The sequence below is a fragment of the Clostridium sp. MSJ-8 genome (genome assembly GCF_018918325.1).
Lineage (GTDB): Bacteria > Bacillota > Clostridia > Clostridiales > Clostridiaceae > Clostridium.
In genome coordinates this window covers 47,148-67,423 of the sequence record NZ_JAHLQH010000029.1, presented here as the reverse complement: position 1 = coordinate 67,423, position 20,276 = coordinate 47,148, and the positions used below count along the sequence as shown (strand labels likewise).

The window sequence follows — 20,276 nt, the reverse complement described above, 5'->3', positions numbered from 1 at the left end:
GTTTTTATCATATTTAATATACCTGTTTATTCTGAAAATAAACTTAAAATATTATAAATAATTTACAAAGTTATAATAAATATTCTTAAATAATGTTCAGTATATATATACTAATCAATAAAATGGGGGCAGAAAATGCTTGTAAAATGTATAGTTTTATATATTCTAAATGTTACAGATATAATATTTACTTATAAGTTGTTAGATACAGGAGAATTTATAGAAGCTAATGGTATTATGAATATGATTATACCTAACAAGCTAATTACCATAATTGTAAAAGTATTTATTGTGTTATTTCTACTGATATATTTATATATACGTCTTAAAGAAGCAGATGAAAGGCAGAAAAAGATATGTAATATATTAATAACCATGCTTCTTATTTTCTATACATTAATAAATGTAAGTCACATTTATTGGATGATTAAGGTATTATAATAAAAAAAGTGGGCATAATAAAATATATCATGTAACAAGGAGGAAATTTTATGCCCATACCTATAATAACATCTATTATATCAGCTATATCTATTATTATAGGCTCATTAGTAGGTGCTTTTTTTAGTTATATAATTAATAAGACTATGTATAATAAGCAGATAAACCATGAGAAGCTTATTACTGATGATAATAGAAGATTTGAAGAGAGCTTTAAACTTAAGGAATTGTGTGATAATGCTAATATTATTCGATTAGATATATCTACAGCTATATATCAGAGTATTAGAACTATTAGACTTAGTGAACATAAAGAGAAATATTTATTTTTATTACCTATTAATAAGAATTATTCTAATGCAATTGCAACATTAAACCATAAGTTTTCTCTCAAGGAACTTAATTATATATATATGATTTATGGAATAATAGAGAAGGTAAACAAGGATATATATAATATTTCTCTTGGTGATATGGAGAATTATAAGAATATAGAGATTGAACTTACAGCCATGCTATATCATATATATGGAGACAATTATATTGATATATTGAATGTAGATATAGAGAGAATTCCATATGTTGAATTGTATGATAATGAACTTATTAAACCACAATATAGAGATATATTAAAGAAACTAGATTATATATGTGTATTTGATAATCTAATAACTTAAGAATTATTTAAGTTTATTATTTTAAGCTAAAAGTGTATTATATTTATGTAGTACAATTTGGTAGGTGAGTTTATTGAAGGAATCAAAGGCTTTTATATGGATAGGGGTAATATTTGTTATAACTATGTTTATATGTAATTATAATAGAAAAGATATATATGAAAAGAAAATACATTATGGATCTCCAGATCAGATTATTGATGTATTTAACAATAATCAGTTATCGGTAAATGATATGGGTAATGTATGCAGTACTAAAGAATACTTAGAATGTATTTCGAAGAGAAGAAGAGCATGTAATGATGTTTTTGATGTAGAGAGTATTCATCTTACTTATGATAAAGATTATAACACTAGAGAAAGAATTCAATCATTTTATAAGCATTATGTTAATATGAAAAAGAAATATAAAGAATCTTATAGTGATGTTAAGGTTAAATTTTATTCTACTACTTTGAATTCTCAAGATAATATAGAAGTTGGCATTGTTTTTATAGATGAAGGTGAAGGCTATGTTATGGATTATTATGAATTTTTTAGTATAGATGATGATGAATATGCTGAAGGCAATGGAGAATATTAATACAGATTGGGGGAGATATATAATAATATGTTAAAAGTAGAGAATGTATCAGTAATGTTAGATAAAAATAAGATAGTAGATAATGTTTCTATATCATTACATAAAGGAGAAGTCGTTGGACTTGTAGGCCCTAATGGAGTAGGAAAAACGACTTTAATAAAAACAATTGTCGGAATATATGAAGTAGAAACAGGTACTGTTACACTAGATGGACAACCTGTTTATAATAACCCAACATCAAAACTAAAAATAGCATATGTTTCAGATGAAAATGGTTATTATCATAATTTTACAATAAATGACATAATGAAATATTATAAATATGCTTATGATAACTTTGATATTGATAAGTTTAATAAACTTAATGAGGTGTTTAAGATTCCTACCTCAAAGAAAATAAGTCAGTTATCAAAGGGTATGAAGATGAGAGTATCTCTTCTTATGGCATTTTCAATAGATTCAGAATATATTGTTTTAGATGAACCTACTTCAGGTTTAGATCCACTGCTTAAGAGGAATTTATTGCAGATCATAAAAGAAGAAGCTAAAAATAAAGGTATAATTATTAGTTCGCATCACTTGGGAGACCTTGAAAAAATATGTACTGAAGTAATAATAATATCAGACGGAAGAGTTAAATGTCACAATTCTTTACAAGAGATACAAAATAAAATCAAAAAAATTCAAGTTGCATTTGATGAACCTGTATATGAAGAAGATTTAAACTTTAAGGGGATATATTCAATTAGCAAGGTTGGGAGAGTATTTACAATTATAACTGATCAATATTGCCCACAGTTTATTGATAAATTAAATGAACTAAAGCCATTATTTATTGAAGAAATTGAATTATCTCTAGAAGATTACTATATTTCGAGAGTAGGAGAGAATGATGAAGAAGTTATTTAATAGATCCCTAATGTTTCAAAATATACATTCTATAAAAGTACAAACTATAGCTCTAGGCATTTTATTTGGGATTGTAGCATATTTTTCTATAAATTCTAATATACAGGACTCTATATATTCTGTTGTGAACTTAAATGAATATATTGAATATTCTACTTCTAGTGGATTTTGTATGTTTTTAATGATATCTTTCATTACATTAATTTTTATATTTATGAAAGGAATAAATAAGAGAGAGTCTATGTCATTTTTTATGTCAGGACCATTTACTAAAAGGGAAATAAAGAAAAATGAAGTTTTGACACTTATTTTATTAGTTTTGTTTTTTGTGGCTATATATATATACGTCATAGTATGTTTATCCTATAAATATAAAATTCAAGTTGAGTATATTCCTGATTATTGTAAATACTCGTTTGTAGGTATATTAAGGTTACTTATAGCAGGTATATTATTTTCATTATATTTAGCATTTATGGACTTGCTATTTTCCAACACAATTGTATCTATACTAGCTATGGTGATACTTCCTATAACAATGATAGAGGTTGTTTTAGTGTTATTGGAAGTGTTGTTAAGCGATAAAATAATTAGATATGTTGTTAATACTGGATATAAGTATGCAAAATGTATGTTTATATATTTTATTGGTGATAATAATGAGTTAGTTAATAATTCATATTTTTCATATAGTAAAATATTAATATTGGGAACAGCAATATCTATATTGGCAATTATAATATTAAGTGTCCTAATATATATGATAAGTGATAAAATTAAAGTTAATAATATAAATAATATTTTTAATTTTAGAATCGTTGAATTAGTAAGTGTTCAATTAATATTATTTTCAATGATTATACAGATTTTGGCTGTTATAATTCAAATAAAAGAATATAGCATAAGTAGTAGGATAGTTAAATTAGTATTTGTAATTATTTCATTTGGAATAAGTAATGTGTTAAGAAAAAGTATTGTAAAAAAAATAGATTCTTATGTGAATTAACAGAACAAAAATCAACTTCATAGAATAGTATATATTAATCAAAAGAATAGGAGTTGATATACTATGTCAAGATGTTGTTGTAGAAGAAATAATTGTGGATGTTCTAATAATTGCTGTCAAAATAATTGTTGTTGCTGTCAAAATATGAATAATGGTTTTGCAGGTGGAGGATGGTTCTTCCCAGTAATATTATTATTGTTATTTGGCTGGGGCGGCTTCGGCTGGGGTGGCTTCGGTGGTTTTGGCGGACCTTGGTTTTTCTAAGATATTAAATAAAATTTTTAAGATTAAGGAAGAGACTGTTAGTTTCGACCTTAATCTTTTTTGTCTTAAAACTTGTTTTAATGGGGTTAATAAATTAATATTATAATATATATTAATTTATTGATAAGGAAAAAACATAAATTAGATTTTGTGAAAGGATATAATATTTTAATTATGGAAGAAAGATTACAAAAATACATGGCATCTTGTGGTGTAGCATCTAGAAGAAAATGTGAGGAATTGATATTACAAGGTAAAGTACAGGTAAATGATATTCTTATAACAGAATTGGGTACAAAAGTTAATTTAGAAAAAGATATAGTTAAGTATAATGGAAAAATCATTAAGCCTGAAGAGAAAAAGGTATATATAATGTTAAATAAGCCAGAGGGGTATATTACATCTGTAAAAGATGAAAAAGATAGAAAAACAGTTCTAGATATAGTTAAAGTAAAAGAAAGAATATATCCAATAGGTAGATTAGACTATGACAGTTCAGGATTATTATTGTTGACTAATGACGGGGATATATATAATAAGATTATTCATCCTAGAGTTAAGATTGATAAGAAATATTTAGTAAATATTAAAGGGAGTTTTTCTGAGAATGATTTAAAAAAATTTAAAAGTGGTATAAATATAGGAGATTATACTACAGCTCCAGCAGAAGTTAAGATAATTTCTGAAAAAGAGACTACTTCGTTAGTTGAAATAACAATTCATGAAGGCAAAAATAGGCAAATTAGAAGAATGTGTAGTGCGTTAAATCATGATGTTTTATCTTTAAAAAGAATTTCAATAGGTGAGATAAAATTAGGATATTTAAATAAAGGTGAATATAGAAATTTAACAGAACAGGAGTTAGCATATCTAAAAAAATTATAATATAGATTTTTTAAATAATTGAATGTAATACTATTTTATCTTGCAAAAAAATATAAAAAATATAAGTTTTTGTTCTTATTTTACTATTGTAACGAATTATTTATTGCATAATTTTTCATCGTATGCTAGAATAACAAAGGATAAATTGTAAAAGAGAGTGATGGGATTGATATCTATGAATAAGGAAGATAATGAACAAGGAAAAGACTTAATGAGGCTTATTCAAGTTAAGTTTCCTAGACTTAGTAAAGGACAAAAGTTAATAGCTGAATATATATTGAAAAATTATGATAAAGCTGCTTTTATGACGGCTGCAAAACTTGGTAATGCAGTAGGTGTTTCTGAATCTACAGTAGTTAGATTTGCTAATGAATTAAATTTTTCAGGATATCCTAAACTTCAGAAAGCATTACAAGAATTAATTAAGAATAAATTAACTACTGTTCAGAGATTAGAATTATCTAACGATTATGTTTCTGATGGTGATGCATTAAGAGGAGTATTAAAAGCTGATATGGAAAATATCAGAGCAACTCTTGAGAAAATAAATAATCAAACATTTGAACAGGTACTTAATTCTATATTTAAAGCAAATAAAATATACATAATTGGATTAAGAAGTTCTACTGCAATTGCAGAATTTCTTGGCTTTTATTTAAATGTAATCTTACAAAATGTTCGTATGGTTAGTTATGGAATATCAGATATATTTGAACAGATGATTAATGTGCAAGAAGGAGATTTAGTAATAGGTATAGGTTTTCCTAGATATGCTGCTAAAACAATAGATGCACTAGATTTTGCAAAAGGAAGAGGAGCTGATGTGGTAGCAATTACAGATAGCTTATTGTCACCACTTGCAACAAAAGCAGATTATACATTAATTGCTCAAAGTAATATGGCTTCTTTTGTTGATTCACTTGTTGCACCGCTTTCAGTTGTAAATGCACTTATTATTGCAGTTGGAATGCGAGAAAAAGAAAACATATCTAAAACTTTTAATAGTTTAGAAGAGATATGGCAAGAATATAATGTATATTCTTATAACAATAGAAATGTATCTGATGATTAAAAAAAAGAAATCAAATAAAAAATAATATTTTTCTGCAAAAAGTTTATAACAAATTTTAGCATTTATTATTATAAAAAATTAAGTTAGCATTATAGATGTTGTACTTTTTAACTTTAGATAGTTTACAACATTTAGCTAGCTTAATTTTTTGCTTTATATAAGAAATTTTATCAAAGGTGAATTTGTGAAAAGATCATGTAAACGATATATAAGTGTAATGTAATAGTATTTTGATTAATAAGGTAAAAAAGAATTGTGATAAAATAGAAAAATAAGTCGGAGTTATTGACATATGTCAATAATAAGAGTATATATAGATATAGAGTTTATTTAAATAAGAAGCACCGAAGCTTTAGCTGCGTGTGTAGTTCACTTAAATAGATAATCTGATTATTTATGAAAGGAAAGTCAATATGCCAAGACCTTGTAAAAGACGTAGAATTTGCGAATTACCAAAATGTAATATATTCTTACCGAAAAATGCTCCAAAAGAAGATAATATAGTTATTATGCATATAGATGAATATGAATGCATTAGATTAATTGATTATGAGGGGATGACTCAAGAAGAATGTGCTAAGAATATGAATTTAGTACGAACTAGTATTCAGTTAATCTATTCAGAGGCAAGGAAGAAGTTATCTGATTGCATAGTGAATGGTAAAGGACTAAAGATTGAAGGGGGAAATTATATATTATGTGAAGGTAATCTAGATTGTTGCAAAATGAGATTAACATCAGGCAATAGATGCCTTGGCAGAATGAACAAAGAATGGAGGATGAAAAAAATGATTATTGCAGTTACTTATAAGGATGGAGAAGTATTTCAACATTTTGGACATTGTGAAAATTTTAAGATATATAGTGTTGAAGATGGAAAAATAACAGAAGAAAAAATAATTAATACCAATGGAAATGGACATGGAGCTTTAGCAGGATTTTTAAAGGATAATTCAGTAGATGTACTTATTTGTGGAGGAATAGGTATGGGAGCTAGAAATGCATTAGCTGAGAAGAATATTGAATTATATCCTGGGGTAGTTGGTAATTCTGATGAAGCTGTAAAAGCACTTTTAGAAGATAAACTTTCATATAATCCTAATACAGTATGTTCACATCATCATGGAGAACATTCATGTGGAGATAAAACCTCTTGTCATTAATTAAATAAAAGATTTAAAATATTAAGTAAAACTTATGAGCAATTATACTTATTATATATTTTTATCTAGGTATCTTATATGTATAAATAGATAAAATTTTATAAGTATAATTGTTTTTTTTGGTTATAGGAAATTATATTATTCAAAAATTTAGGTTTTATAGTCATTTAATTGATTTTGTTTCTAGATAAGAAAAATAAGTTATTGGTTACTTCACTTAATAAAATTAAGTAAACCCCTCTAAAATATATTAAAAATACGTTGCTTAGCTTAAAGTATTTACTTGGAAGATTTGGAGTGATATAGTTCATCTTGTAAACAACAAACAAGTAAATTTTAGTTAGCTAACATATACAAAATTATACTATAAAGATAAATAAGATGTTTTAATAAATTGGAGGCAATAAAAATGAGTTATGTAGATGAAGTTATTGAAAAAGTTACTAAAAAGAATAGTTGTGAACCTGAATTTATACAAGCTGTTACAGAGGTCTTAGAATCAATTAGACCAGTGGTTGAAAGTGATGATAAGTATGAAAAAGCAGCTATATTAGAGAGAATTACTGAGCCAGAACGTATTGTGTCATTTAGAGTACCATGGGTTGATGATAATGGTAAGGTTCAAATAAACAGAGGTTTTAGAGCTCAATTTAATAGTGCAATAGGACCATATAAAGGTGGCTTGAGACTACATCCTACAGTAAATCAAAGTATTATAAAATTTTTAGGATTCGAACAAACATTTAAAAATTCTTTAACTGGATTACCAATAGGTGGTGGTAAAGGTGGAAGTGATTTTGACCCAAAAGGAAAATCAGATGCTGAAATAATGAGATTTTGTCAATCGTTTATTACAGAATTATATAGATATATTGGTCCTGATACAGATTGCCCTGCAGGAGATATTGGATGTGGTTCAAAAGAAATTGGTTATATGTTTGGACAATATAAAAGAATTGTTGGACAATATAAAAATGGAGCATTATCAGGAAAAGGAATTGTATATGGTGGAAGTTTAGGACGTAATGAAGCTACTGGTTATGGAGCAGTTTATTTTACAGAAGAATTATTTAAGTCAATTGGAAAAGATATTAAAGGTACAACATTTGCACTATCAGGATTTGGTAATGTATCTTGGGGTGTATGTAAGAAATTAGATCAATTAGGTGCCAAAGTTGTATCTATATCAGGACCTGATGGGTACATATATGATGAAGATGGAATATCTGGCGAAAAAGTTGATTATTTAGTAGAAATGAGAGCTTCTTTAAGAGATAGAGCAGAAGATTACGCAGATAAGTTTGGAGCAAAATTTTATAAAGGTGAAAAACCATGGGGACATGTTAAAGCAGATGTGTACATGCCTTGTGCAACTCAAAATGAGATAACAAAAGAAGATGCAGAATTAATATTAAAGGAAGGCACTAGTAAAATACTTATTGAAGTAGCTAATATGCCAACAACAATAGACGCAGTTAATATTCTTATGGATAATGGAGTTATTATAGCACCATCAAAAGCTGTAAATGCTGGCGGAGTTGCAGTTTCAGCTCTTGAAATGAGTCAAAATGCAATGAAGTTATCTTGGACTGAAGAAGAGGTAGATGATAAGTTAAAAACTATTATGAAAAATATATTTACTAATATAGATAGTGCTGCAAAGAAATATAATATGCCTGGCAATTATATAGTTGGAGCTAATATAGCTGGTTTTCTTAAAGTTTCAGAAGCTATGTTAGAAGAAGGAATAGTATAGTTTGTGGCAAGATTAAACTAATCTGATAATTAGGAAATAGGATATAGATAGTTAGTTAGATATAATGGATGAAAAAAAGAGGGATGTTATATGAAGAAACACGTATATAATATGCTTATCAAGAATATGACGGATAAATATTTCTTGAAAGAAATAAGTATAACAAAAAATGAAATGGTTAAAATAATAAAAGAAGAGAATTTTACAGAAGGAATTATAGGTTTGGATTTTTCTCATAAGATTAAGGCTAGAGATGCTTGCGATATAATTTTACATTATCTTAATACATTTACTGATATTTCAGCAGAAGATTTACTTAGTTATGCATATGATTATATACGTTGTTTTTTATTCCCTTATAATTTTCCATTTGAACCAAGTGATGAACTAGAGCGGGCTATACTTATATTTTATCAATTATTTCATACTATTTTACAATTAGAGAGAGAGTATTTGGAATTTTCAGAAGTATTACATTTTGACTTTTTAGAGAAGAATTTATATGATAATTCACTAGTGAAGAAGGAATATAGCAATTTTCTTAGCATATGGGATAAGAATTATATATATGAATTTTTAAGAATATCATCAGAGATTACTACTTTTGATACATTAGGGCACATTGCGGGAGTTCATTATGTATCAATGCATATAGCTTATGGACTACATAAGGTTAATGTCCCTATAGATTTAGCATTAGTTTCTGGAGCAGCAGTAACACATGATATCGGCAAGTTTGGGTGTAGAGATTTTGAACTTGGTAGATTACCTTATCTACATTATTATTATACAGATGAATTTACTAAAAGGTTTAAGATGCCTATTATAGGACATATTGCAGCTAATCATTCTACTTGGGACTTAGAACTTGAAGACTTATCTATAGAGAATTTAATACTTATATATGCTGATTTTAGGGTTAAGAGTATTAGAGATGAAGATAATAGAGAATTAGTTCAATTTTATTCTCTTAAGGATTCCTTTGATGTTATTTTAAACAAGTTAGATAATGTTGATGAAGTAAAACTTAATAGATATAAACTAGTATACAGTAAACTTAAGGACTTTGAAGAGTATATAGAGAGTCTTGGAGTTAATACAGACTTATCTAATGATAACATTATTAATGTTGAGTCTAAGGACAATGCACTTTTATCTTTTGATGAAGCTATAGATAAATTCAAATTCATGGCAATAGAGCATAACTTATATGTTATGAATAAGATGAATAATGATGCATCTTTAAGTAATGTCCTAGAAACAGCCAAGAGCGAAAAACAATGGAAGAATATAAGGGCTTATATAAATATATTAGAAGAATATTTCACATATATGACTCAGAAACAAAAAGAGATGACGCTAGATTTTTTGTATGAAATTCTTATGCATAATGAAGGTGATGTTAGAAGAAAAGCATCAAGATTAATGGGAGAAATAATTGCAAGTTATGATGAAAAATATAGAAAAGAACTTCCTAGAGATGTAGATTTAAGCATAAAGAATAATTCTAGTATTAATTTATATAAGAAGTATTTAAATAAAATTATTTATCCTAGTTATAAGGTTACTAAACAACATAAAAGATGGTTGTGGTATTCTCTTAAACGATTGATTAATTCTACTTTATTAAATGCTCAAGGCATAGCAAGAAATGATTTTTTAGACACTTTTCTATTATATTTTGACTCTTATAAGTATGATGAAGATATTACATTTGTGCTTATTGATACTATTATAGATTTAGATTTTGGCTATTTTACTGAAGGTGGAATTAAAAAAGTACTTAAATTTTTACAGAAAGTTCCCTATATGGGGGAAGAAATTGAATTAGATATATTGAGAGTATATAAAAGCATGTTAGAAGATGGAATAGATAAAAATTTAATTATGCCATACTATAGTGAATTTATTTCATCTATGGACATAGATTCATTAGCTTCTAGATATCTTATATTTAAAATATCTAAATTGTTAGATCCAATAAGTAATAATAAATTAGAAGAACATGTATTTTATAATGAAGAAACAATTTCAAAGATATTTTTAGAAGATTTAAAAGTGGCAACATCAGGCGTTATTAAAAAGATATATATAGATATACTAAAGGAATATATAGAATATAATGAAAATAAAAATGTTCTAAGAGTTGCAAATCACTTATCAAATCTTATTGTAATTAGTACTAGATTATTTATTCGTGAGAAAGTTGGAGAATTGCTTATAAGTGTTATGCCTCTTCTATCTTATGATGAAAGAAATGAGATAGTTATAGAACTTACAAAAGGTTTAGAATCAGAAGAATATCAGTATGCTAAATATTTGCCTAAGTATTTAGGTAGACTTGCATTATTTCTTCCTCCTAATGAACTAGATGAAATTATATATGATAATTACACTAAATTGATAGAGGGGAATAATGACAATATAGTAATGGTAACCTTGAACACATTAGGGACAATAATAAAATATTATTATCAATATGCCCATAAGTTTAAAGAATCAAATGATGCTAATAGAAGGCGACTTAATTATATATTAGGATTAATTATGCGAGGGCTTGCACACTATCATAATGAAATAAGTTTAGAATCCTTCAATATAATAGGAAATGATATATTTGGAGCTAAGGATATTTCCATTGAATCTAAATATAATGTTTTTAAACTTATATACAAAAAAATATTAACGATATTAGATTGCACATCAAAAGACGAATTATCATTTTTTAATAGGGCTGCAGCATTAAATAATATTTATAGGTTTATATCATCTTATAGGGCTAAAATTGGAAGATTTGATAGAGAAGAAAAGAAGAAAATAGCGTTTTTCCCTGGAACTTTTGATCCATTTTCGTTAGGTCATAAAGGGATAGTTCATGAAGTGTCTGAATTAGGATTTGAAGTATACTTAGCACTTGATGAATTCTCATGGTCTAAGAAAACTCAACCTAAGATAATAAGAAGAGATATAGTTAATATGTCTATATCTAGCGAAGGAAATGCTTATTTATTTCCAGATGATATACCTATAAATATAGCTAATATAGAGGATTTAAGAAAATTAAGAAGAATATTTAAGGATAAGGAGGTGTATATAGTTGTAGGCAGTGATGTAATAAAGAATGCATCTGCTTATACAATAAAACCAGTTAAGGATTCTATTCATAATTTTAATCATATAATTTTTAGACGTGGAAGAGATGATTGTGATTCTTCTAGATTGTTAGGAAAAGTCATTAAACTAGAACTTGAAAGAGAAATAGAAGAGGTTAGTTCTTCTAGAATACGTGATAACATTGATAATAATAGAAGTATATCTCAGTTATTAGATCCTATAGCGGAGAGATACATATATGATAATAATCTATATCTTAGAGAACCACAATATAAACAAATGTTAGAACAACCTACGTTATCTTTTGAAATATTAAAGAGTATTAATGAAGATAGTATATTGCTAATAGAAGAATTATTAGATAAAGATAAATATAAAATCAATGGAAAATTTAATACATTAAATAGAAATCAAAAGATAATTATACTTAAGGAAAATAATAGAATACTTTCATTCATGGCATTACATGAAATAAGTATTTCTAATTTTCATAAGGAATTTACAGATAAGAAGATTATAAACTATCTTAGGAATAATGCATATGGCAAGGTTATATTGATAGATTTCATTGCTTTATTAGAAAGCTCTGCTAGTTATGATTATAAACAATTGTTATTAACTGAAGCATTAAGTTATTGCTTAAAAGAAGAAATAACATATGCTGTATGCAGCTTCAAAAATAATGATAGAAAAACTGAAGGTGATATAAAGGAACTATTATATAATCAAGGATTTTTAGAAATAGAAACAGAAGATGATAGCATAGATTGTTTTACGGTAGATATGAGATATCCTATTGCAATAATCCAGAACATAGACACATATATAAAAGCACCATTTAATAAGAACAAAAATATAATAAAGGCCTTAAACAAAGCTCATAAAAAATTGCAAAGGGCTATGACTAAATTATACAAAGGTTCTCTTGTTATATCATATAATGCTTCCTATATGAATAGTAGGATTGTTGAATTAGTTACAAAAGAAAATAATGTGCCAAGTAAACCTAGAAAAAAACGAGTATTAGGAGAAAAAATGTGTGTTCCTTTTGATAAAATACTTAGAGAAACTCTTGTTCCTAATACAGTTACAAAGGCAATATATACAGAAAAAGTATATTCTTCTGATGCCTCAAATTCTCACATAGAGGAATATCCTAAATATTCCACATTATCAAACCAAATAAAAACAATAAAGTCGTTTAATAGACCTATTATTTTAGCAGATGACATTTTGCACAAAGGAGATAGAATGAAGAGGTTATATCCTCTTCTAGAACAAGAAAAAGTAAATGTTAATAAGGTTATTGTTGGAATATTATCAGGTCAAGGGCAGGAACTTATGGATTCTTTAGCTGGTACTGTAGAAAGTGTATATTATATACCTAATTTAAGAGCTTGGTTTACAGAATCAACTATGTACCCTTTTATAGGAGGAGATTATGTAGAGCATAATACAAAAACTCCTACAGGAATGCTTCCAGTAATTAATCTTATTATGCCTTATGTGGTTCCTAGATTTTTGGAAGATATCTCGTGGCAATCAATATTTGATTTGTCATATGCATGCTTAAATAATACAAAAGATATATTTAAAGTGTTAGAACAAGAATATCAAAAAGAAATGGAAAGAAAATTAACATTACGAAGACTATCAGAAGTTATTATAGAACCTAATTATCCTGATCTTGGGGTTTCTATTAACTATGATATGTCGGAATTACCATCGGTATATATACAAAACGATATAGAGAAAATGAATCGTATGGTAAATTTATTTGATTAGGGGGAAGAACAATGTATAGTATTTTAGATTTAAAATGTGAAAATGATAATTATGTAGGATACAAAAAAATAAAGAAGCCATCATGGTTATTTGATGGAAATAAGAAAAAGGTTAATATATTAGCGTTAGGAGATGTTGGAGCATCTGTTTTATTAGGCTTAAGACTATTAGGTGGAGATGTAATATCTAAAATAGGAATATATGATCAAAATGATAAATTAAGCAGTAGATATGAGATTGAGATGAATCAAGTTCAATATCCTTGGGATTATAATTGTATGCCACAAGTAGAAGCTATATCTATAGAACATTTATTTGATTGTGATATATTTGTATTTTGTGCAACAAAAGGGGTTCCAAAAGTTGGTTGTGGAATTAAAGATGTAAGAATGGCACAATTTGCAGCTAACAAAGATTTAGTAGAAGCTTATGCTGCAATGGCTTCTGAATGTGGATTTAAGGGATTGTTTGCAGTAGTTTCAGATCCAATTGAACCATTATGTAAAGCTGCTTTATTAAAGGGAAATTTAAATCCTGATCAGATTCAAGGATATGGTTTAGGTGTAATGAATGCAAGAGCTGCTTATTATGCACAAAAATATAAAAAATTCTCTAAATTCTTAAATGGAGGTAGAGTGTTTGGATCTCATGGAGAAGATTTAGTAGTTGCAGATAGTATTGAAAATTATAATGATATTATATCTAAGGAATTAACTAATTTAACAGTAGAAGCTAATTTTAAAGTAAGAGAATTAGGATATAAGCCATATATTGCACCTGCAATATCTTCTGCTACTTTTGGGATACTACAAACAATTAAAGGACAATATCACTATAGTTCTAATTACTTAAATGGTATATATTTTGGAGCTAAAAACAGAACAACACCAAGGGGTATAGAATGGGAAAATTTAAAACTACCAAAAGATTTATTTGATAGAATAGAAGAAGCTTATAAGAATATAGAAGGAATTATATGATAGTAATTAAACCTAAAGACAATGAATTTAGAGAGTCTAATAGATTAAATGAAGTGCTAAATTATTCATTATTAGGAATAGAATATACCCTGATAGAAAGTGATACTGATTTACTAGATAAAATAGAAATTTTAAAAAATAATAAAATAATATTTGCTGTTAATTTAGGGAGTACAGGAATAAATATTACATTGTTTAAGATACTTCGTATACTTCGTGAAAAAGATAAGCTGTTAGATAATTCTATATGTGGAGTTATAGTAGATGAAATGGATGATTTGTATACTAAAGCTATAGGACAAGATATAATATTTACTCTTAATAAAGCAGGGGCGATTGTCCCAGGGAAAAGTCTTATAGAGGGAACTAAGAAATTATATAATTTTACAACTCTTGCTCAAAACTATAATAAGGAGCTATTTGAAACATATAAATACCAAAGTAAAGCTATGATAGATAGATTATTAAAGCTAAATATAAAAAAATTAAAAAAAGAACGTCCTAAATTATTATGTGTACATGCAAGCAATAGCGATACCTCTAACACTTACAGTTTGTGGAAGATGGTTAAGGATAAATTAGAAGATATTGATATTAGAGAAATTAACATAAGAAATGGTGAAGTATATGATTGTATAGGATGCCCATTTGAGACATGTATGCATTTTAGTGAAGAAGGTAGTTGCTTTTATGGTGGAGTAATTGTTGATGAAGTGTATCCTGCAGTAGAATGGTGTGATGGAATAGTGCTGGTGTGTCCTAATTATAATGATGCACTTAGTGCTAATCTTCAAGCTTTTATTAATAGATTAACTTCATTATATAGAAAAACAAGCTTTTGCAATAAATTTTTATTTTCTATTATAGTGTCTGGATATAGTGGAAGTGATATATTAGCAAAGCAGTTAATAAGCAGTATGAATATTAATAAAGGTTTTTTACTTCCATCAGAATTTGCAATGTTAGAAACTGCAAATAATAAAGGAGAGATATTTAAGGTAACTGGAATAGATAAACGTACAGAAAATTATGCTAAAAAGATAGAAAGGTATTTAAAAGTATAAAAAATTAATGTATTATTGTTAGATAACTTATATTTTATAATAATTAATATCAAAATTATATGTTTAAGTAAATAATATAATATGTAAAAAATCCAATGTCATTTGGTTTGATTAATATTATCAAATAACATTGGATTTTCCATTATAATAATATTATTTTACTTAAATCAATAATTTGATATTAATTGTGGAATTTTCATATTATAAAAATGGAGCTAGATAATATGATTGCTGAGTATAAGCAAAACTCTATATCTGAGAAGTAGAAAAAGATAGAGAACTAACGTATAATGAGTATAAGCGAAGATAAAGTTAAAAAATTTATTGAATATGCTGTAAATAACAAAGAATTTAGATATTCTAATATGGTTAAACTTACATATTCACAAGGACTTCGAATTCATGAAGTGTCAAGCCTTGATATGTATAACGAGAGGATTAGTTAATATAATATTCGGGATGATGAAAAATAAAAGATGATGTACGTTCAAAATTTAATTACAAATATGATGATGCAATAGAACAAATGGAAAAGTACACAGGCGAATTATTAAATAAAGATATTGAAAAATATTTCCTTAAGATTGATGAAAATGTAGTAATTGAGGAAACTGGTTTGACGTCGTATAAATATGGAGTCGGTATATATGCACCATATGCATTAGATGAACCATTAGAAAAAGCAGAAGGAGTAATTGTATTTGAGAAAGGTTATTATGAATAAGGTTTCAATATATTTTAATAAAGTAAAAAAAGCAGTAAAATATAAAATTATCTAATGGTGTATAAATAACTAAGAATAAAGTAGTTACTTGATAATAAGTTTATTAATTACTTTGTAGAGATAGGTGATTCAACTAATGAAGTAATTAATGTAGATTCTTCTAAGTATACAACAAGGTCTCTTTAGTATGTCAAGGCACAATTACGATTTTTGGGTGGATAACTTAATATTAAAAATAGACATATAAAATATTTGCTCAATTTCTAACTTCAAAAATTTAAATAGACTTAATGCTATTATAATTTTAACTATCAATATATTGCTAATCAGATATTACAACATCAGAAATACCAAGGTATTCTATTTGATTATTTAAGATATCTTTTAACTTGAGATAATATTTATAACTTGTACAATGGCATGTATAAATCTTTTCTATATTATATTTTTTTAATTTAGTAGTTAAATGGTTAATTATATTTTTTTCATTAGATTTGTTTAAACCTTTTAGATGAAAACCTCCAATTAAATTTTTAATTCTCTGATTTGGGAAATATAATTTAACTTCATTAACCATATTTATTATTCCATTATGACTACATCCAGTTATAACAGTTAAATCATTATTATGTTTTATGACTAGCAATAATTCATGATCTAATGGGTCTTTAACTAATGTAAGGCTGTTTAGTTTATACATACTATTTTTTATATAATCACAGTTATCTATCTCTGATATTTTGGTCAGTATATATACATTATCTATAATTTCAGTATTATTATCTATGTATATAAACCTATCTTTAAATTCTTCAAATATTGATAAATCACCACTTACATACTTATAAAAAAATTGCTTTTTTATATAATATTTTTGACAGGCTTGTCTTTTTATATAAACTTTAGCTTTATTATTTATACTAAAGAAGCTACGAATACCTCCCATATGATCATAATGTCCATGAGATATTATTAATATATCAATATCACTTAAATCAATATTTAATTTTCTAGCATTATCTAATAAAAGATCTGATGCACCTGTATCAAATAATATTTTTTTCTTGTTTAATTCAATCAAAAGAGATAATCCATGCTCGGATTTAATGGATTTGTTATTAGATATATTATCTATTATAGATGTTATTTTCATGTTTAAGACCCCCTAATAAATAGATATTATATCATATAGAACAAAAAGGAAAAATTAAAAATTTCTAAATTATATCAAATTTGGTGTATTAGAATATAAAAAGATGATACAATATATTTAATGGAAATAAGAGGTGATTAATATGATAGACAATTTAAAAACTGCAATTAGTGAAAATGATATAGCAAAAGCTAGAAGAATATTGGTAAATGAACTTATATGCAAGGATTATCCTTATGAAGTATATAGAGATGCAATGGATTTAGCTGAGGAATGTGGAGTGTTTGATGAACATAATAACATGAAATTATCTTCAGATCCAAAAGAATGGGATAGAGATTATTTAAATGAATTAGTAGATGAACTTCAAGATAATTTTTCAAAGGAAAGATTTTTAACTGCATATTATGTAGCTAGAAAAATAGATAAATATGAGAAAAAACAAAGGAGAAAATTAGATGAAGAATGTGATGTGCTAGTAACTGATTCAGAAAGAAATTATCTAAATGTTGCTAAAGTAAGTGCTATTGTAGCAGGAGTTACAGCATTAGGGGTTGGATTGTTATTGGTACATAAGTTTAAGAAAAAATAATACTAGAACTTATTTCTTCCTCTATAGGAAATTATATAGAACACAAAATTAAAGATTTGTTCTTTCATTATAAAGTTAGCTGTAGTAGAATAGAACAGAAGTGGCTTTAACATGCTATTTTTAGCATGTTAATAAAAGCCAAATTTAAGGAGGAAAAAATAATTTTGAGTAAAGTCATTATAATAGGAGCCGGTCCTGCAGGAATGATGGCGGCTATTGAAGCAAGTAAAAAACATGAAGTTATTCTTATAGATGGTAATGATAAGATTGGAAAAAAATTATTTATTACAGGAAAAGGAAGATGCAATGTAACTAATGCAAAGGATATTTCGGAATTTTTTGATTATATTCCAGGAAATCCACATTTTTTATATAGTGCTTTGTATACATTTACTAATGAAGATACTATGAACTTTTTTGAAAAAGAGCACATTAAGTTAAAAGTAGAAAGAGGAGATAGAGTTTTCCCAGAATCAGATAAATCTTCGGATATTATAAAAGGTTTAGATAATGCACTTAAAAGGGCTAATGTAAAAATACTACTTAATAGTAGAGTTAAAGATATTAATGTTACTGACAAGAAAATACAATCTGTAACCTTAGAAAACTCTAAAGTTATAACTGGAGATTATTTTATAATTGCAACAGGTGGAGCATCTTATCCACTTACTGGTTCTAGAGGGGATGGACAAAAATTTGCTAATAAGTGTGGACATAATATCATAAAATTAAAACCTTCACTAGTACCTATTGAACTTGAAGAAGATTATATAAAAGAACTTATGGGATTATCTCTTAAGAATGTTACAGTATACATAAAAGAAGGCAAAAAAACATTATATAAAAATACTGGTGAAATGTTATTTACGCATTTTGGAGTTTCTGGACCTTTAATATTAAGTGGTAGTAGATTTATTGGAAATGGAAAATATACATTAACTATAGATTTAAAGATAGCACTTGAAGAACATGAATTAGATAAAAGGGTGCAGAAAGATTTTCAAAAGTACATAAATAAGAATTTTAAAAACTCATTAGATGATTTATTACCTAAGAAGTTAATTCCTATAATAATTATGTTATCTGGTATAGATGAAAACAAGAAAGTTAACGAAATTACAAAAGAAGAAAGAAAAAAACTAGTACATTTAATAAAAAATTTGACATTTAATATTAAGGGCTTAAGAGACCTAAAAGAAGCAATTGTAACACAAGGTGGAGTTGATACAAAAGAAATTGATGCTTCTACTATGAAATCAAAAATTATAGATAATTTATCCTTTGCTGGTGAAGTAATAGATGTAGATGCATTTACTGGTGGATATAATGTACAAATTGCATTGTCTACAGGTTTTTTGGCAGGAAATAATATTTAACTTGTTTATAGAAACAAAAGAATATATAATGGAGATTGTAGGAATTCTCAAAAGGAAGGCGGAATTATAACTGTGAGATTATCAGTAGCGATTGATGGACCTGCAGGTGCAGGTAAAAGTACAATAGCTAAATTAGTAGCGAAGGAATATGACTTAATGTACATTAATACAGGAGCAATGTATAGAGCAGTTGCACTTAAGTCAAAGGAAAACAATCTATCAGCAGAAAAAGATATAGATAAGATCTGCAATATGATTGATAATATGGATATGAAATTTATAAATGATGATTTGTATCTAAATGATGAAAATATCCAAGATAAAATAACTATGCCTGACATTAGTGAGATAGTATCTAGTTATGCTTCTATAAAAGAAGTAAGAGAAAAACTAGTAGTACTTCAGAGGAAAATGTCACAAAAGTACAATGTAATTATGGATGGAAGAGATATAGGTACGGTAGTACTTAAAGATTCACCATGCAAAATATTTTTAAATGCTACTCCAGAAGAGAGAGCAACTAGACGATATAAAGAATTAAGGGATAGAAATATAGAGTGTTCTTATGATAAAATATTAAAAGATATAATCGATAGAGATTATAAAGATAGTCATAGAGCAGTTGACCCTTTAAGAAAAGCTGAAGATGCAATCGAGATAGATACTACAGGTTTAAGCATTTCAGAAGTGACAGAAAAAATAATTAATTTAGTTAAAACTATTAAGTAGGAG

19 protein-coding genes are annotated in these 20,276 nt (G+C 26.6%); 18 read left to right on the top strand and 1 reads right to left on the bottom strand.

Annotation, left to right across the window (positions count from 1 at the left end; all coding sequences use genetic code 11):
- Window positions 1–135: 135 nt before the first annotated feature.
- From KQI77_RS05885 to KQI77_RS05815, 15 genes are all read left to right on the top strand, one after another.
- Window positions 136–441 carry a DUF5658 family protein gene (locus tag KQI77_RS05885; RefSeq protein WP_216389344.1) on the top strand — a complete coding sequence of 102 codons (306 nt, stop codon included), beginning with the start codon at window positions 136–138 and terminating at the stop codon, window positions 439–441.
- A gap of 50 nt (window positions 442–491) precedes the next feature.
- Complete coding sequence (locus tag KQI77_RS05880; protein ID WP_216389343.1) at window positions 492–1,118, top strand: hypothetical protein; 627 nt, start codon at window positions 492–494, stop codon at window positions 1,116–1,118.
- Between the two features lie 73 nt (window positions 1,119–1,191).
- On the top strand, window positions 1,192–1,701 hold the full coding sequence (locus KQI77_RS05875) for a hypothetical protein (protein ID WP_216389342.1): 510 nt from the start codon (window positions 1,192–1,194) through the stop codon (window positions 1,699–1,701).
- Window positions 1,702–1,728: 27 nt separating this feature from the next.
- Window positions 1,729–2,610 (top strand): ABC transporter ATP-binding protein, encoded by an 882-nt coding sequence (locus KQI77_RS05870; RefSeq protein ID WP_216389341.1) that lies wholly within the window; start codon window positions 1,729–1,731, stop codon window positions 2,608–2,610.
- Window positions 2,594–3,616, top strand: coding sequence for a hypothetical protein (locus tag KQI77_RS05865; protein ID WP_216389340.1), 1,023 nt, complete (start codon window positions 2,594–2,596; stop codon window positions 3,614–3,616). The genes KQI77_RS05870 and KQI77_RS05865 overlap by 17 nt, the downstream gene beginning before the upstream one ends.
- 63 nt (window positions 3,617–3,679) lie before the next feature.
- Complete coding sequence (locus KQI77_RS05860; RefSeq protein ID WP_216389339.1) at window positions 3,680–3,880, top strand: ground-like protein; 201 nt, start codon at window positions 3,680–3,682, stop codon at window positions 3,878–3,880.
- Window positions 3,881–4,054: 174 nt separating this feature from the next.
- Window positions 4,055–4,765 carry a pseudouridine synthase gene (locus KQI77_RS05855; RefSeq protein ID WP_216389338.1) on the top strand — a complete coding sequence of 237 codons (711 nt, stop codon included), beginning with the start codon at window positions 4,055–4,057 and terminating at the stop codon, window positions 4,763–4,765.
- Between the two features lie 175 nt (window positions 4,766–4,940).
- Entirely contained in the window at window positions 4,941–5,837 is an 897-nt protein-coding gene (locus KQI77_RS05850; RefSeq protein WP_216389337.1) for a MurR/RpiR family transcriptional regulator, read from the top strand.
- Window positions 5,838–6,250: 413 nt separating this feature from the next.
- Window positions 6,251–7,000 (top strand): NifB/NifX family molybdenum-iron cluster-binding protein, encoded by a 750-nt coding sequence (locus tag KQI77_RS05845; RefSeq protein ID WP_216389336.1) that lies wholly within the window; start codon window positions 6,251–6,253, stop codon window positions 6,998–7,000.
- A 409-nt stretch (window positions 7,001–7,409) separates the two neighbouring features.
- Complete coding sequence (gene gdhA / locus KQI77_RS05840; protein WP_216389335.1) at window positions 7,410–8,756, top strand: NADP-specific glutamate dehydrogenase; 1,347 nt, start codon at window positions 7,410–7,412, stop codon at window positions 8,754–8,756.
- A 90-nt stretch (window positions 8,757–8,846) separates the two neighbouring features.
- On the top strand, window positions 8,847–13,655 hold the full coding sequence (locus tag KQI77_RS05835; protein ID WP_216389334.1) for a nicotinate-nicotinamide nucleotide adenylyltransferase: 4,809 nt from the start codon (window positions 8,847–8,849) through the stop codon (window positions 13,653–13,655).
- An 11-nt stretch (window positions 13,656–13,666) separates the two neighbouring features.
- A complete protein-coding gene (locus tag KQI77_RS05830; protein WP_216389333.1) occupies window positions 13,667–14,635 on the top strand; it encodes a lactate dehydrogenase in 969 nt (322 codons plus the stop codon).
- A complete protein-coding gene (locus KQI77_RS05825) occupies window positions 14,632–15,699 on the top strand; it encodes a flavodoxin family protein (RefSeq protein WP_216389332.1) in 1,068 nt (355 codons plus the stop codon). Before KQI77_RS05830 ends, KQI77_RS05825 begins: the two co-directional genes overlap by 4 nt.
- A gap of 290 nt (window positions 15,700–15,989) precedes the next feature.
- Entirely contained in the window at window positions 15,990–16,145 is a 156-nt protein-coding gene (locus KQI77_RS05820) for a hypothetical protein (RefSeq protein ID WP_216389331.1), read from the top strand.
- An 80-nt stretch (window positions 16,146–16,225) separates the two neighbouring features.
- Window positions 16,226–16,423 (top strand): hypothetical protein, encoded by a 198-nt coding sequence (locus KQI77_RS05815; RefSeq protein ID WP_216389330.1) that lies wholly within the window; start codon window positions 16,226–16,228, stop codon window positions 16,421–16,423.
- Between the two features lie 322 nt (window positions 16,424–16,745).
- On the opposite strand, the gene KQI77_RS05810 is transcribed toward KQI77_RS05815, so the two are convergent.
- Window positions 16,746–17,576: an MBL fold metallo-hydrolase gene (locus tag KQI77_RS05810; RefSeq protein ID WP_216389329.1), complete on the bottom strand. Its 831-nt coding sequence runs from the start codon at window positions 17,574–17,576 to the stop codon at window positions 16,746–16,748.
- A 142-nt stretch (window positions 17,577–17,718) separates the two neighbouring features.
- Between KQI77_RS05810 and KQI77_RS05805 the strand changes: the two genes are divergently transcribed.
- The 3 genes from KQI77_RS05805 (at window position 17,719) to cmk (ending at window position 20,273) form a co-directional block, all read left to right on the top strand.
- A complete protein-coding gene (locus KQI77_RS05805; protein WP_216389328.1) occupies window positions 17,719–18,168 on the top strand; it encodes a hypothetical protein in 450 nt (149 codons plus the stop codon).
- Window positions 18,169–18,332: 164 nt separating this feature from the next.
- A complete protein-coding gene (locus tag KQI77_RS05800; RefSeq protein ID WP_216389327.1) occupies window positions 18,333–19,544 on the top strand; it encodes an NAD(P)/FAD-dependent oxidoreductase in 1,212 nt (403 codons plus the stop codon).
- Window positions 19,545–19,616: 72 nt separating this feature from the next.
- On the top strand, window positions 19,617–20,273 hold the full coding sequence (cmk, locus tag KQI77_RS05795) for a (d)CMP kinase (RefSeq protein ID WP_216389326.1): 657 nt from the start codon (window positions 19,617–19,619) through the stop codon (window positions 20,271–20,273).
- Window positions 20,274–20,276 lie beyond the last annotated feature (3 nt).

What these genes read in the sequence shown, in the direction of transcription:
- KQI77_RS05850 (WP_216389337.1), top strand. Translation starts at nt 4,941, where the DNA reads ATGAATAAGGAAGATAATGAACAAGGAAAAGACTTAATGAGGCTTATT.
- KQI77_RS05820 (WP_216389331.1), top strand. Translation starts at nt 15,990, where the DNA reads ATGAGTATAAGCGAAGATAAAGTTAAAAAATTTATTGAATATGCTGTA.
- KQI77_RS05845 (WP_216389336.1), top strand. Translation starts at nt 6,251, where the DNA reads ATGCCAAGACCTTGTAAAAGACGTAGAATTTGCGAATTACCAAAATGT.
- KQI77_RS05865 (WP_216389340.1), top strand. Translation starts at nt 2,594, where the DNA reads ATGAAGAAGTTATTTAATAGATCCCTAATGTTTCAAAATATACATTCT.
- KQI77_RS05825 (WP_216389332.1), top strand. Translation starts at nt 14,632, where the DNA reads ATGATAGTAATTAAACCTAAAGACAATGAATTTAGAGAGTCTAATAGA.
- KQI77_RS05805 (WP_216389328.1), top strand. Translation starts at nt 17,719, where the DNA reads ATGATAGACAATTTAAAAACTGCAATTAGTGAAAATGATATAGCAAAA.
- KQI77_RS05885 (WP_216389344.1), top strand. Translation starts at nt 136, where the DNA reads ATGCTTGTAAAATGTATAGTTTTATATATTCTAAATGTTACAGATATA.
- KQI77_RS05830 (WP_216389333.1), top strand. Translation starts at nt 13,667, where the DNA reads ATGTATAGTATTTTAGATTTAAAATGTGAAAATGATAATTATGTAGGA.
- KQI77_RS05870 (WP_216389341.1), top strand. Translation starts at nt 1,729, where the DNA reads ATGTTAAAAGTAGAGAATGTATCAGTAATGTTAGATAAAAATAAGATA.
- KQI77_RS05835 (WP_216389334.1), top strand. Translation starts at nt 8,847, where the DNA reads ATGAAGAAACACGTATATAATATGCTTATCAAGAATATGACGGATAAA.
- KQI77_RS05810 (WP_216389329.1), bottom strand. Translation starts at nt 17,576, where the DNA reads ATGAAAATAACATCTATAATAGATAATATATCTAATAACAAATCCATT.
- KQI77_RS05815 (WP_216389330.1), top strand. Translation starts at nt 16,226, where the DNA reads ATGGAAAAGTACACAGGCGAATTATTAAATAAAGATATTGAAAAATAT.
- KQI77_RS05860 (WP_216389339.1), top strand. Translation starts at nt 3,680, where the DNA reads ATGTCAAGATGTTGTTGTAGAAGAAATAATTGTGGATGTTCTAATAAT.
- KQI77_RS05880 (WP_216389343.1), top strand. Translation starts at nt 492, where the DNA reads ATGCCCATACCTATAATAACATCTATTATATCAGCTATATCTATTATT.
- gdhA (WP_216389335.1), top strand. Translation starts at nt 7,410, where the DNA reads ATGAGTTATGTAGATGAAGTTATTGAAAAAGTTACTAAAAAGAATAGT.
- KQI77_RS05855 (WP_216389338.1), top strand. Translation starts at nt 4,055, where the DNA reads ATGGAAGAAAGATTACAAAAATACATGGCATCTTGTGGTGTAGCATCT.